The following is a 14,457-nucleotide window of genomic DNA, read 5'->3' as shown; positions in this document are numbered from 1 at the left end:
AAAAGAACAGACCGCACTTTGCATTAGCGTGGTCTGTTCTTCTTTGTCTAATTATGCTATTTTGCAAAGCTGCCTTCAATCATCCGTTTCAAAACAGTGGCTACCTCGGCTCTGGTTGCAGTGCCTTTGGGATCAAAGATATTTCCTGTTTTGCCGCTGATGAGGCCATAGCCTTGAATCGCTTTGACGGCTTCACTGGCCCATGCTGAAATCTGCCCATTGTCCGCAAAAGTAGCAGGAGTACTCAAATTCCCCGCTGGCAGTTTCGAAAATTTTAGATAATTATTCAGGATGACCGCCAGTTCCTCCCTCGTAACGGCCCGGTCAGGTTCAAAGGTATTGTTGCGAGTACCCTGAACTATACCGTTCGATGCGGCCCAGGCCACATAAGGCGAATAATATTTCGCTGCCGCAACATCGGTGAAGGCCGCTCCCATTGACAGCTCGGCACCCGACATTTTACCCAGAATTGCAGCAAGCATTCCCCGGGTTACCGTCTGATCCGGTGCAAAAGTATTATGTCCAACTCCCGTAAACCATCCTCTCGCCGCTGTAAAATCAATGCTATCCTTTGCCCAGTGATTCAAGGTGTCGCTGAACCCCGCAGCATGATAGCCAATGGCAAAGGCGGAGAAATGACTGGTTCTAAAATCAACCGTTTGTGCAGCTTCATTATATTTGCTGATTACAGGTATGGCATTTCCACTGTTGTCCAAATATAACACTACGACTGCATTAGCGTTCTCTGCTGCTCCTCGTGTATAAGGCATTTGGACTTTAACCGATTCACCTCCAAAGCTTGTGATGCCAGTTGTCCCGCCAGTTATGGTAAAAGTATAAACCGGTCTGCTGCCGACCAGGTCACGGGTACTGCTCCCATCCGTCCCTGAGGCCCGCCCAACACTGATCTTAATCGCTTGGCCTGAGGCTGCCTTGCTGATGGTTCCGATAACCTTGCTGCCAAAAGTAATGGATGCAAGCCCGCTGCTGATTTTCAGGTCAGCCCGGGTGTCAGCAGACAGCTGTGCCAGGAAGGTGCCGCTCAGCTCTAACGTTACTTTGGACGCTCCCTGCGAAGCTTCCCCGCGAATCTCCACCATGGCTTGTTTACCCGCCTTCTCGCTCGCCTTTACATTATCCAGCAGCTTCCGGGCAGCTTCGTCCGTCAATTTGCCTGCCGCTTCTCCTGTCTCTGCATTCAGAGTCATAGCGGTCACAGCCACAGTATCCGTAACGGTTGCCGCTGCTTGCGGTGAAGCACTAGGGTTTACCGTTGCTTGTGCCGGTACTGAGGTTGGTGCGGCCGTTGGCGTGGGTACCGGCGTTGCCGAAGCTGCTGGTGACGCCGATGCTGATACTGTAGGAGTTGGAGATGCAGTTGCTACCGGTGTCGGGTTTGCCGGTGTCTCTGGTTCTTCGGGTGTGTACTTGCCTTCTGGAATCTCTACGATAGAGACCGTTCCCGAAACTTCATTAGCAACCAGCAATAGGGGATAACCCGTTGGGCTGTATTCTGCCGCAATGAAATTCTGGCCTTCAGGAGAGACATCCCCAGCAGCCAGGTAGGCCGGTTTGGCTCCAGAATAATCCACCGAATGCTCCAGATCTCTTGTATTCAAATAGTCGTAGAAGACCGGAGCGCTGATCTTTGACAGATCGTACATCATATTGCCGCCGACCCGCTCCAGGCCTATAAAGGCATAAGGTTTCCCGTCCACGACCCCAACCTTGACATCCTCCGGCTCAGGGCCTTTTTTGGCGCTCCTTTTCTCAAAGACAAAGTCGTCATTAGACCAGTTGAAGCCTTTTGGAAGCAACGTTGCCGTGATTTTCTCGAAATCCGCTCCGCTATCGTAGACCAGGGACATATCCTGCGCATTCCAGACCGAAAAGGAACGTGCGCCGAAAAGATAAGTCTTCCCGCTTACAAATCCGGCTCCCGCAGGTCCCACCTCATAATCGGAAGTGTCAAAAGTGGTCACCTTCATACTTTTGGTGGCATCGCCATCCTGACCTTTGCCTAGCGTAACATCCTTCTCATTGCTATAACCGCTCCAGTCCCGGGAATCCCCTTCATTCGCTGTGATTACATAGGTTTTACCTCCAGCGGTATAAGTGGCAATCCCATCCGGATTGTACATGCCGAGAATACCCGGTTCAGTTTTGATATTGATTTTGCTGTCTCTGCGCATATCCAGCTCGTTGCCGGGAATACTGTGGTCCTTAAAGCCTAGACCTTTGATGCTTGTAAAAGCACCCGTCTCCACATCCAGCGTTGCTAAGGCATTCGCCTCCTGCAGGGAAATGAACGCATGCTTGCTGTCAGCGGACACGGCGATATATTCCGGCTCCAGATCCACAGAAGGTGCGGTTTGCTTTTTGAGAATCACGTTATCTGCTAAAAGGGTACTCCGCGCTTGACTGCTGTCGAAACCGGTGAAATCAATGACCTTGGCTGTTTTCGCCTGCAGATTGATTAGAGTAACAGAGCCTTTAGGGTCAACAGCCGGGGCGGTATAGCCTTGTCTCGGTTCTCCTTCATCAGCGGCCAGCAAATATTTGTGGTCAGGTGTGAAGGTGACCATATCCGGCTGAACGCCTGCTGTATAGTGCGTAAGGTACTTCCCGTCATAGTCCAGCAGCAGTACTGCGCCGGATTTCTGATAGTCTGCTTCCTGCACGGCAATTGCAATCCTGTTCAGTTCTGTATCGATATCAATACTGGTAATATCTCCGAAGGTGAAGCCGTCAATCATCGAACTGACATCGATCCGTTTATCCAGCGTCAGCTGGGTTTCCCCTCCGGTTACCAGCGGCTTAAGGCTGACTATATCAATCTGTTTTTCCTGGCCGTTTATCAGATAGAACTTCTGATTGTCGCTGTTATATTTAACGATCTCCGCAACTCCGCCTTCCAAATCGGAATAACCTGTGGAGTAGCTGCCGATTTTGTTCATACTCTTGCCATGCTCCCATACGTAAGTAGCGAGCGTCACTGTGTTGGGGTCATAAACGGCACCTGCGGCGGTAAGAACGGTTACATTTGGGGAGGGATCAGATTCATTGACCAAGTCCCTTTCTCCGATGGTTACGGCAGGTGCTGCGTGAACAGTATGGGATACCGGCAGCGTCATGAACAGCATGACTGAACCCATGAATGCGCTTAATATCCGTTTTGGATGTTTGATTAACATATATACCTCCCTGGTTTTTAATCTCTTTAACTTTAAGAGGCATCTGTAAAATCACGGGCAGTACTTTGTTAAATTTTAAGATAGTTGATGTTAACAAAACCATTGGCTCCGCTTCACGCTGAATCAATAGCTGCACAAAAACAGACCGCAATCCTATACAGGATGCGGTCTGTTCTTCGAGAAGGATTCACAGAAAATACAGCATTGGGATTAATCCAACCCGTGTTCTTTCCGGATATTGTACAATCCCTGCAGCAGCAGTTCCGACGGATCGCGGTTCAGCTGCAGATGAATTAATAGCATATGCAGCGGAATGGCGCAGACGTTATTGCCTTCGGTTAGTGCCGGAAATCCGGCTTCAAACACTGGACCATGGGTTTCATTCCAGGCCAGCCCGGCATGAACCTGCTCTGGAGCAAATTCTTCACGTACGGCTGCAATACAATGCGGCACAAGTACATTATCGATCATGGCCTTGGCTTCTTCTTCACTGGTTGGCGGCGGTGTGAGGGCTTTGCCTCCCTTGACCTTCATCAAGTCGATGAAAAACGAAGCCATCCAGATATTCGGACTGTTGTTCGTCTGGAATCTGGCGATCAGCTCGCGCAGGAAAAACCCGCAGGAGTAAACATCCTTCGCCTCATCCATCACATGGAATACAAATACCGGACCGTAAGCCTCCAGATTCATCACTTGGCCCTGAACCTCATTGAAATGCATCTTCAGCGCAACCATACCATTATGGTGAACCGCCTGTACAAGCTCAGCCATTTGCTCATCAGTCATGGGTTGCTGTTCGCTGGTTGTTTCATCGCTGGTTGCTTCTTCGCCGGTTTCTACCTCGTTCATTGCTTCATCAGTCGTTGACTTATTGTTCATTTTCATATTCACCCCACTTCCTATCATACCATCCCAAGGCGGGAAGCGACATCTTGTTATGGACAAGACATGTAATAGACAATATTGTAAATAAAAATGTTAAAAAACAATGCTTAGGGCAGCCGCCCCAGTGCATCACGGACCGCCTGCTTTTCCTTTTTCAGCACAGCTTCTTCCAGTGCCTGTTCCAGCAGGCTGCGGATCTGCAGCAATTCTGCACGACCGAAGCTCCCAGCTCCCTTGTCATAGAGGGCAGGGAACGCAGCAATGACGATCTGGCGCTGAACATCACTGCCCCCAAGCCACTGCACAATGTCAGACGGTGCGGGCTGTGAGTGAGCATACAATGCATCCCACCCGCCATAAGGAAAAGCGACCTTGTCCTCCATCCACACCAGCACCCTGCGGCTGTGAAAATTCTGCAGCAGCGAGTTCGCCGCATACCCGCTAGGCTTCGCCGGTGTCGCAGACACCTCCAGCATGCGGAAGACATGCTCCAGCCCTTCATCGCCTGGCAGACACTGAGCAGACAGATAAGCCAGCGTACTCCGGCTTACCTTAACGGATGAAGTCTCTGACCACAGGGAACGCACAAAGTCTGCTGCCTGTTCCTTAAGCACATCGCCGGCAAGACAAAGGATAGCCTCTTTATTATGGCTGTTACGTTCCTGTTCTGCCCGTTTCAAAAAAGCCTTCAGTACCTCACCGGCGTTATACGGACCAAAGGCTTCAGCAATCTCCTGATCCGTTCCGAACATCTCAGCATAGCGAAGAAGTAAAGGCAGCTCCTTCTGTGCCTGCCCCAGAGTCAATGTCAAATATTCATGCAACCAGGCTCTCCATTGTCTGCTGGCCTGCTTTTCCAGGTCCAACCCTGACTCACTGCAAAATTCCGGGTATTGCCATTCCTCTGCACCTACACAACCGAGCGCCGTAATCTTGTCGACGAACTCTGTGACCGACAGTGCCAGCAGCAGATATTCTGCCGTCTCATGTGCCCAATGGACGACTGCGGTTCCAGAAGCGCTAAGCAAATCCAGCAGCAGCTCATCCCCGTTGCCTGCCAGATGAAAGCTCAGATAACGCTGCTGCTCCCCGGTATATTCTTCTTCGTTAGAAACAAAAAAATCCAGCTGGTCCACATCCCAGCCTAGCCCTCCGCTCACCTCAAAGGGAAGAATTGCAGCATCCGGCAGACTCCAATAGACATAAGCTTGGCTTGCCCCCTCCTTCAGCAGAGTGCGCAGCTCTGGCGGGAGCCGGATTCCGAGCCTCGACTCCACTTCAGCAAGCCCGCTTTCTGCCGCAGGAGGACCCACGCTGAATTGAGTATCTGCACCCTTTTGCTCAAGCGCCTGAATAAGCTCCTGCCAGTGCCGTTTCCAGACATTCATTTGCTCTCTTATCAGAGCCGCCACCTCCCAGGTTGCTTAACTGCCATTTCAATTGCCGTATCTTACAGATTGTTCTTCTCCCAAAGCGCTACTTCCTCACGGACACGCGGAGCTACTTCGGTACCGAGCAGCCTGATCGCTTCCATCACCTCGGCATGGGGCATCGTGCCGTGCGGAACATGCAGCAGAAATCTCGTGATGCCCACATGCTTACGCAGATGAATGATCTTCTCTGCTACAGTTTCAGGGTCTCCCACATATAAAGCTCCGCCGAAGCTGCATGCCGCATCATAATCTGAACGGTGATATGGCGGAAGACCTTTCTCCACCGCTCTGACATTGGTCCGGGCATAAGTGGAAGGGAAGAACTGTTCAATCGCCTTCTGCCTATTCTCCGCGATAAAACCATGCGCATGGGCCGCAATCGGCAGCCGCGAGCTGTCATGGCCTGCACGCGCAGCAGCTTCTTGATAGAGCTTGACCTGTGACGCAAAATCCAGGGGCTGCACCGGTCCAATCATAGCCAGCGCAAAAGGCAGCCCAAGTTCACCTGCACGGACCGCAGACTCAGGACTTCCCGCGCTGGCTATCCATACGGGCAAAGGCTGCTGCACCGGACGCGGATAAATTCCCAGGTTATGTATGGCAGGTCTATGCTGGCCTTCCCAGCTCACCTTCTCAGATTGCTGGAGCTTCATCAGCAGATCCAATTTCTCTCCGAATAAGGTTTCATAGTCTTTCAGATCACAGCCGAATAATGGAAAGGACTCTGTGAAGGAACCACGGCCCACCATAATCTCAGCCCGTCCGTTTGACAGACCGTCCAGTGTGGCGAAATCCTGAAAAACACGCACCGGATCGGCAGATGACAGAATCATTACAGCACTGGTCAACCGGATTCTGGACGTCAGGGATGCAGCCGCTGCCATTACAACCGCAGGTGAAGAAGCGGCAAAATCCGGACGGTGATGCTCACCCACCCCGTATACATCCAATCCCACCTGATCCGCGAGTACAATCTCCTCCACCACTTCGCGCAGACGCTCCGCGTGGCTCATCGTTTCCCCTGTAATTACATCGGGTGTTGTTTCGACAAATGTACTAATTCCAAGTTCCACTATCTTGTTCCCCCAAGTTGTTCTCGAATTATCAATCACTATATTCTATATCTTTATAGTTGAATATTCAAAATTAAAAAATAATAGATTGAGTTTTAAGAATTTCTAATAAGGATCGGGGCGTAACTACGGAGAATGTTTGGACTTCCGGCCGCTGTTGTCTGCAGATTTCTTGATTTATACCGCTGTTCGCGGTGGAAATCCGCAGACAAAGGCGGACGCTTCCGCTCCTACAGTTCCAAACTTCTCCTCCGTCACTTTTCCTTATTGGTAATTTTAAAGATCAATCTATACAGGCAGCAAAAAGCAGATCGAACCGTCACATGGATGACGGCCCAATCTGCTTTTAGTATGCGGATTTCTCTACTACTCTTATTTATTAGCGGTTATTTCGGATGCCAGCTTCTCAGCTCCATCAAAAATCGAGTAGCTGTAGCCCCAGAACTGGTTGAAGTCGATCGGATAAATCGTCTTATTCTTGACAGCATTCAGACTTTGTAGCGACGGATCGGCGTAGAATGCCTTCAACGTCTGCTCCGGATCCACACCTCCGGTATATACCGAGAGCAGCAGGACATCCGGATTAGTTGCAATCAGCTGTTCTTTGCTGATATCTCCGGTAACTGTACCAAAACTGTTTTTGAGTCCCAGCAAACCGAGTACATCACCTGCAAACGTGTCAACATTTCCGCTGTAAATGGCAATGGCCCCATTGCCGCCGTCGGATACATATGCAAAGGTCTTCTCTCCGCTGACAGCAGACTTATCCTTAAGCGTCTGCGCACGCTTTTTCAATTCAGCGATATAGGCAGCAGCGTTCTCCTGTACATCAAAGATCTGGCCGATCTGTTCAATATCCTTGTACAGGCTGTCCAGTGTGGACCCCTTAACGCTAGTATTCTGCACGAATGTCTTGATGCCCAGTTCGTTCAATCCTTCTACCGTCCCAACGCCCCAATCTGCATCGGCATACAGGTCGCTGCGCCCCAGAACAAGATCAGGACTTGCTCCAACAACCAGCTCTTTACTGGCATATTCTTTCGAGATCACAGGGATCTTCTTGAATTCTTCCTGCACCGCCGGGTCACCTGCACCGTAAAGGGCCGCAACGCCGACCATTTTGTCGGTCAAGCCCAGCTTGATCAGCAGCTCAGCAGCTCCCTGGGTATTGGCTACCACTTTTTCAGGCGCCTTATCAAAAGTCTGTGATTTGGCTTTCCATTCCGTTCCTTCACCATTATTGGTGTAGTTCTCAATGGTAAGCGGATATACTGTTTTGGTACTTGGAGCAGCTTCCTCTGTGGCAGCTGGACTGCTTGAAGGCGCAGCCGATTCCGCCGCTTTATTTGCGTTCTTCGTGTCGGAAGAACATGCTGCTATCATTACCGCCATTACCAAAACCGCGAGCAGCGGCACATATCTTTTAAATACATTCTTCATTACCTTAATCCCCTTTTCTATATGTACATTTGTGTATCCTGCATACTATTGTGACAAGCCGATATCTGGCAGAAGATACAACCGTAGAATATAGAATGTGAGAACCGTTGTCAATGATAATAATTCTCATTGACAACGGTTCTCAATATGGATTATATTTTAAATTAAACATAGATTAAGGAGCCCAATGAATGCCATGCAAACCGATCTAGCTGCACAATCTGAACCTAAGAAGTCTATTATCCACACCCGTTACGGCTTTATGACCGTCATTGGTATTCTGCTTATTATTACAATATTGTCTGCCGGGGCTGCGGTCTCCTTTGGGCAGGTTGACATTCCCGTCTCCCAATCCTACCGGATCCTGCTCCACCACCTCACGGGTATTCAAATCGGAGATGTACAGGAACTGACTTCCGGTTCCTTCGTCGATATTATCTGGAAAATACGCTTTCCCCGCGTTCTGATGGCTTTGTTCATCGGAGCCGGACTCACGTTATGCGGAACCATCATGCAGGCGGCGGTTCAGAATCCTCTCGCTGATCCATACATACTGGGTATTTCATCCGGCGCTTCCCTCGGAGCAACGTTCGCTATCCTGATCGGCTTTGGTTCCATGGGATTACTGGGCCAGACAGGAGTTGCCTTCTGGGCCTTCGCCGGTGCCGTCGGCGCTTCCCTGCTGGTCCTGATTCTGGCAAGCGCGGGCGGCAAAATGACCTCCGTCAAGCTCGTCCTGGCCGGTATGGTTATTAACGCCTTATGCACTGCCTTTGCGAATTTCATTGTTTATTTTGCCAACAACGCAGAAGGCATCAAGACCGTTACATTCTGGACGATGGGCAGCCTGGCCGCTGCGAGCTGGGACAAACTTCCGCTAATCTCGATAGCCATCCTTCTTGCCGTTTTCTTTTTTCTGATGCAATTCCGGGTCTTGAACGCTATGATGCTGGGCGATGAAGCAGCGGTCACCCTGGGCATTCATCTGGGTGCTTACCGCAAAGCCTATATGATGATTACTGCGCTGATTACAGGGGTGATGGTGGCAAGCTGCGGCATGATCGGATTCGTGGGTCTAATCATCCCCCATTTGGTCAGAGGACTGGTTGGCTCGGATCACCGGAGACTGCTGCCCGCGTCCATTCTGTTCGGAGCGATCTTTCTGATCTGGACAGATGTCATTGCGCGGACGATTGTGCCAAATGTAGAGCTCCCCATCGGGATCATTACCGCCTTAATCGGCGCACCGATGTTCATGTACATGCTGATCAAAAAAGGCTACGCATTTGGAGGGAAAAGCTAATGAACTTGAACGTTGATCACCTAAGCGTCTCTTTTGCCGATGCGAATATTGTAAAAGATGTATCCCTGAAGGTCAGAAACAAGCAATTTGTCGGCCTCATTGGTCCGAACGGCTGCGGCAAATCTACACTTCTCAAGAGTATTTATAAAGTGATCAAGCCCCGCCAAGGCGATGTATTCCTGTCTGAAATGAATGTAATGAAATCAAGCCCCCGAATCGTGGCGCAAAAGCTGGGTGTAGTCGGCCAGTTCAACGAACTCAGCTTTGACTTCACCGTACGGGAAATGGTTGCTATGGGAAGAACCCCGCATAAAGGGATGCTGGAGACCGATAATCAAGAGGACTTCAGCATTGTCTCAGGCGCTCTGCGCAAGGTCAACCTGGAAGGCCATGCAGGCCGCAGCTATAATTCACTATCCGGTGGTGAAAAACAGCGTGTCATCCTCGCCCGCGTTCTGGCCCAGCAGCCCGAATTCATGATTCTGGATGAGCCGACTAATCATCTTGATATTAAATACCAGCTGCAAATTCTAAATATCGTTAAAAAGCTCGACATCGGCATTCTCGCCGCACTCCATGACCTCACCCTTGCTGCGGAATACTGTGATTATCTGTACGTCATGAAAAAGGGCCAAGTGGCCGCCTGCGGGAAGCCGGAGGATATATTGACGAAGGAATTAATCGGCCAGGTATTTGATGTGGCCTGCGAGACCTACCGCAACCCCGTGACCGGGGCGCTTGGCATTGCTTATCTGGAGACACGCTAGTTACGAAAGCAACCTTTTTAGCCCTTCCGCTTCCCTAATCAGAAGTCGGAAGGGCTTATTCATGTTTTGGGGCAGGGTCCTGATCATTCGAACTGAATCTCCGTCTTAAATACGATAAGCGCTCTATAGGTTGTAAGTTCTCAATCTTATCAGCCCATTTCTGAAATTAGCTCTTTGAAGACAAAAAAAGAAACGGCATTTCTGCCGTTTCTTCTGTGATGGACTCTCAGGGGCTCGAACCCTGGACAAATAGATTAAGAGTCTACTGCTCTACCAACTGAGCTAAGAGTCCACATCATTGGTCGAATCATACCGCCTTTAGCTCATTCGCAGAAGAACGGAATAAATCTCTCGTATAAAAGATTATATCATGATACAAAACATAGATCAAGGTTTATTTTTTCGGGTTTTCTAAAAAGAATAATTTACGGTGGATCATAATATTCGTCTTGCTTGGAGCAGTAAAATAGACTGCCTTCATCCGAATATGAAGTGCAGTCTATTCCAGCAGGTCACAGCACCGAACGCAAAAACCTGCCTGTGTGGGAAGCTTCCACTTCAGCTACCTGCTCCGGTGTGCCTTCGGCAACCACATACCCGCCGTCATGGCCTCCTTCCGGGCCCATATCAATAATATAGTCAGCGGACTTCATGACATCCAGATGATGTTCAACAACGATAACCGTATGCCCGCTATCCACCAGTTTGCCCAGAGACAGCAGCAGCTTTTGGATATCCGACAGATGCAGCCCTGTGGTAGGCTCATCAAGGATATACAAATTGCGGGCTCCCCTCTTGATTTTGGACAGCTCATACACCAGCTTGACACGCTGTGCCTCTCCGCCGGACAGGGTGGTCGAGCTTTGACCTAAGCGCATATAGCCAAGTCCGAGCTCATCCATAATCTCCAGCTTATGCTTCAGGTACTTATGGCCGCTGAAGAATTCACGGGCTTCCTCCACCGTCATCTCCAGTACATCGGCGATACTTTTACCCTGGACCTTAATTTCCAGACCCTCCTCCGAGAACCGCTGCCCCTTGCACACCGGGCAAATCGTTTCGATATCGGCCATAAACTGCAGATTGGTGACGATTACTCCGTCTCCGGCGCATTGCTCACAGCGGGTGCCTCCTGCATGGGTCAGACTGAAGTCAATTGCCTGGTATCCCCTGTCCACCGCTTCCGGCTGCATGGCGAAGAGATCCCGGATTTTGTCATAGATGCCTATGTAGGTTGCCGGGTTCGATTTGCTGTTCCTTCCAATAGGGGTCTGGTCAATATTAATGACATTGTTCAGCAGATCCGCACCGAACAGAAAATCATGCTCGCCTGCAACAATCCGCGCAGCCGTTTTGTCGATTTTCAATTGCTTGAACAGAATCTCGTTAATCAATGAGCTTTTCCCTGAACCGGATACTCCGGTAATACAGATGAACACACCCAGTGGAATATCCAGATCCACATTCTTCAGGTTGTTTTCCCGGGCGCCTTGAATGCTCAGAAAATCATCTCCCAGGCTTCTGCGCTTGCCGGGGACGGGAATGCTGGCTTTTCCGGATAGATATTGGCCTGTCACTGACAGGGGCTCACCTATAATATCCTCAATGGTCCCGCACGCTACAACCTGACCCCCATGAATTCCTGGACCCGGGCCGATTTCGATAATATGATCCGCACTCTGTATGGTATCCATATCATGCTCAACCACAATTACGGTATTGCCGATATCCCGCAGCTTCTTCATGGTATCTATCACGCGGCTGGAATCACGGGGATGCAGGCCAATACTTGGCTCGTCCATGACGTACAGCATTCCCATCAGCTCACTGCTGATCTGGGTCGACATTTTGATCCGCTGCATCTCACCGCCCGAAATACTATCGCTTCTCCGGCTAAGACTGATATAGTGCAGTCCGATATCAACGAGCAGGGATACCCTGGTGCGGATCTCGTGAATGATCGAGGAGGCCACATCCTGAATCTCTGCCCCAAACGTCAATGCTTCCAGCGAATGTAGCAGCTCAGGCAGCTGTTTGCGGCATAGCTGGTCAATGTTTTCTTCTCCGAGGGTAACCTGTAGGCGCTGTTTCTTGAGCCTTGCTCCATGGCATTCCGGGCAGATCTTCTCAATCATACAATCCTTGATGAACGTCGGTTCGAAGGCTTCCGAGGTAGAACTTTTCCGTATGTAATGCTTGTACCAGCTCTCCATCTCGTGAACGAACCCCCAGAATGGACGGTCACGTCCGATCATCCAGTTCTTCTTCGTTGAATTAGGGGGCTGGAGCATGGGGAGCACCTCGCCTTTGGTCCCGTAGAAGAGAAGCTCATGAATTTCCTTCGGCAGATCGCAGAAAGGAGTGTCGAGATCGAAATGATACTTCTGGGACAAGCTGTACATCAGCACAGAACGATAGCTGTCCTTGCCCGCAGGGTTGAACACTGTACTTTTGAGCGCACCCTTGTTGATGCTTCTCTCCGGTGCTACTACCAGAAAACGGGGCTCCACCACATAAGACATCCCTACCCCGAGGCAGGTATGGCAGGCGCTTACAGGCGTGTTGAAAGAGAAATGAAAAGGCTGCATGTCACACAGGAAGAAATGATGCTCCGGGCAGCCGAAATCCTGGTAGAAGGTCGGAGCAACGCCTCCCGGAACCACCACTTTAATCATAATATCCTCTTCCAGTGCCAGCATTGCAGCTTCGATGGATTTGGTCAATTGAATATAGGTATCTTTCTTCAGCTGAAAGCGGTCAATGACCATTTCTATATGGTATTCCTGCGCTTCGTCCAGTTCTGTTTTTTCTGCCAGTGAAAATGGCTCGCCATCCACCAGCAGATTCTTGTACCCCTTGTCCCGGAGTTGCTGGAAGGTGAAGCTGTAGTCTTCTCCGTATACTTTATAGACGGGGGCCCGCAGCTCTACCACAGTTCCAAAAGGCAAGGAGGAAATACGCTCGGCGATCTGGGCGGCAGACAGCTGCTTCAGGGAATGACTGCATTCCGGACATTTGCCTACACCCGCCGTGGAATACAGCAGACGAAGATAATCGTTGATATCCGTAACCGTGCCTACAGTTGAACGCGGATTGTTATTGCTTTTTTTCTGTTCAATCGCGATGACCGGGGACAAGCCGCGCACATAATCGACCTTTGCCTTTTTGAGCTGGCTGATCCGGCTTTTGGCGAAGGTGGAAATGGAATCGAGAAAACGTCTTTGCCCCTCCCCGTAAATGACGTCAAAAGCGAGTGAGGACTTCCCCGAGCCGGATACCCCGGTAATTACCGTTAACTGGTCCCGCGGGATTTCAACGGAGATGTTCTTCAGGTTGTTCTGCTTGGCCCCGGAGATCTCGATAGTTGTTCTAATGGACATGCTTCAAGCTCCCTTCTGCAATCGTATTTACGGAATGTATAGATAGCCTGCTTCCTCAACAGCCGGCTTGCTTTTGGGCGTGATCCGAATCGTCTGGGTGACCTTTTCAAGGATGCCTTGCTGAACCAGATAGTCCATAACACCAACCAGCTGGTCACTCTGCACATGAAAATGCTTATTGATCAGCGTTGCGGTTTTGATCTCCTGATCCCTCATGAATTCAAGCACCGGCCTAGAAAAGATGGGGAGATGCCGCTCCAGCACCTTGTCCAAACATTCTAATCCGCTCTCAATTTCCGCTACGTTCATATGATGGGACATCGCATCTTGATACAATGGAGCAAGAACCTCCGGATTCAAGAGCTGTGCTCTCTGAATCGCTTCCCTGGATATGGCTTCACCGCGGATGCAGAGCTCCATATGGGCAACCGACTCTGCAGCTTTTAACAAGTAATACTGCGCATACAGCAGATCCCGCCGGACGGTCAGCCACTTCCGGGTTTTGTCGCGCAAAAATACAAGCTGACTTGCAATATGAAGTGCGGAAATCGCAATATCATCACTGCCTATGATCTTGAGGTCTTCGAAGTATTCGATCAGGCTGTCATCCGTGGAATAGACCATCTTCCCCTTGGAGTAGTAGGATTGGGCAAAGGACCCGCCCAGCGCCCGTTCCATTCCCCGCTTGAAATCGCTGCGAACCACAAGATACACATTAATTAGAATACCGTCCTCGTCGATACAATAGGTTGTTGTGGCAAGGGGCTGGTCCCGGACAACCATGGTCATATCTATATCGCTTTTTTCCCAAATCACATCATAGGCCAGACTCCCGCTGATAATAATAGCAATCACATTCGGATCGCTGCTGACCTTGCCAATAAAACTGTTCTGTGCGGCTATGTAGCGTGCTCTCAGCTCTGCTTGCGCTGCAATATCCATCCTTCCAGCTCTCCTCCCTCTTCTTATAAAAATTCCCTTT

General features: G+C 50.1%; 9 protein-coding genes and 1 tRNA gene. 2 read left to right on the top strand and 8 right to left on the bottom strand.

What is annotated here, in order from left to right; translation table 11 throughout:
• Window positions 1–56: 56 nt before the first annotated feature.
• The 5 genes from A3848_RS18310 to A3848_RS18290 all read right to left on the bottom strand — a co-directional run bounded on the left by A3848_RS18310 (window position 57) and on the right by A3848_RS18290 (window position 8,025).
• Window positions 57–3,194, bottom strand: a complete 3,138-nt coding sequence (locus tag A3848_RS18310) for a choice-of-anchor I family protein (RefSeq protein ID WP_074086348.1) — start codon at window positions 3,192–3,194, stop codon at window positions 57–59.
• Window positions 3,195–3,404: 210 nt separating this feature from the next.
• Window positions 3,405–4,079 (bottom strand): hypothetical protein, encoded by a 675-nt coding sequence (locus tag A3848_RS18305; RefSeq protein ID WP_074086347.1) that lies wholly within the window; start codon window positions 4,077–4,079, stop codon window positions 3,405–3,407.
• 107 nt (window positions 4,080–4,186) lie between these two features.
• Window positions 4,187–5,467 (bottom strand): SMI1/KNR4 family protein, encoded by a 1,281-nt coding sequence (locus tag A3848_RS18300; RefSeq protein WP_074086346.1) that lies wholly within the window; start codon window positions 5,465–5,467, stop codon window positions 4,187–4,189.
• 62 nt (window positions 5,468–5,529) lie between these two features.
• Window positions 5,530–6,585, bottom strand: coding sequence for an LLM class flavin-dependent oxidoreductase (locus A3848_RS18295; RefSeq protein ID WP_074086345.1), 1,056 nt, complete (start codon window positions 6,583–6,585; stop codon window positions 5,530–5,532).
• Between the two features lie 372 nt (window positions 6,586–6,957).
• Window positions 6,958–8,025, bottom strand: coding sequence for an ABC transporter substrate-binding protein (locus A3848_RS18290; protein WP_074086344.1), 1,068 nt, complete (start codon window positions 8,023–8,025; stop codon window positions 6,958–6,960).
• Between the two features lie 196 nt (window positions 8,026–8,221).
• Between A3848_RS18290 and A3848_RS18285 the strand changes: the two genes are divergently transcribed.
• Window positions 8,222–9,328, top strand: a complete 1,107-nt coding sequence (locus A3848_RS18285) for a FecCD family ABC transporter permease (protein ID WP_074086390.1) — start codon at window positions 8,222–8,224, stop codon at window positions 9,326–9,328.
• A complete protein-coding gene (locus A3848_RS18280) occupies window positions 9,328–10,095 on the top strand; it encodes an ABC transporter ATP-binding protein (protein ID WP_074086343.1) in 768 nt (255 codons plus the stop codon). Before A3848_RS18285 ends, A3848_RS18280 begins: the two co-directional genes overlap by 1 nt.
• 219 nt (window positions 10,096–10,314) lie before the next feature.
• On the opposite strand, the gene A3848_RS18275 is transcribed toward A3848_RS18280, so the two are convergent.
• The 3 genes from A3848_RS18275 to A3848_RS18265 form a co-directional block, all read right to left on the bottom strand.
• Window positions 10,315–10,387: transfer RNA gene (locus A3848_RS18275), tRNA-Lys, on the bottom strand.
• Window positions 10,388–10,607: 220 nt separating this feature from the next.
• Window positions 10,608–13,475, bottom strand: a complete 2,868-nt coding sequence (gene uvrA / locus A3848_RS18270) for an excinuclease ABC subunit UvrA (protein WP_074086342.1) — start codon at window positions 13,473–13,475, stop codon at window positions 10,608–10,610.
• A gap of 27 nt (window positions 13,476–13,502) precedes the next feature.
• Window positions 13,503–14,417: a nucleotidyltransferase gene (locus A3848_RS18265; protein WP_074086341.1), complete on the bottom strand. Its 915-nt coding sequence runs from the start codon at window positions 14,415–14,417 to the stop codon at window positions 13,503–13,505.
• Window positions 14,418–14,457: the final 40 nt, after the last annotated feature.

The sequence above is a fragment of the Paenibacillus sp. P32E genome (assembly GCF_001909085.1).
GTDB classification, from domain to species: domain Bacteria; phylum Bacillota; class Bacilli; order Paenibacillales; family Paenibacillaceae; genus Paenibacillus_AQ; species Paenibacillus_AQ helianthi.
The sequence above is the reverse complement of the archived record's forward strand: the minus strand, read 5'-3'. Positions and strand labels throughout refer to the sequence as shown.

What these genes read in the sequence shown, in the direction of transcription:
- A3848_RS18310 (WP_074086348.1), bottom strand. Translation starts at nt 3,194, where the DNA reads ATGTTAATCAAACATCCAAAACGGATATTAAGCGCATTCATGGGTTCA.
- A3848_RS18305 (WP_074086347.1), bottom strand. Translation starts at nt 4,079, where the DNA reads ATGAAAATGAACAATAAGTCAACGACTGATGAAGCAATGAACGAGGTA.
- A3848_RS18300 (WP_074086346.1), bottom strand. Translation starts at nt 5,467, where the DNA reads ATGAATGTCTGGAAACGGCACTGGCAGGAGCTTATTCAGGCGCTTGAG.
- A3848_RS18290 (WP_074086344.1), bottom strand. Translation starts at nt 8,025, where the DNA reads ATGAAGAATGTATTTAAAAGATATGTGCCGCTGCTCGCGGTTTTGGTA.
- A3848_RS18285 (WP_074086390.1), top strand. Translation starts at nt 8,222, where the DNA reads ATGCAAACCGATCTAGCTGCACAATCTGAACCTAAGAAGTCTATTATC.
- A3848_RS18280 (WP_074086343.1), top strand. Translation starts at nt 9,328, where the DNA reads ATGAACTTGAACGTTGATCACCTAAGCGTCTCTTTTGCCGATGCGAAT.
- uvrA (WP_074086342.1), bottom strand. Translation starts at nt 13,475, where the DNA reads ATGTCCATTAGAACAACTATCGAGATCTCCGGGGCCAAGCAGAACAAC.
- A3848_RS18265 (WP_074086341.1), bottom strand. Translation starts at nt 14,417, where the DNA reads ATGGATATTGCAGCGCAAGCAGAGCTGAGAGCACGCTACATAGCCGCA.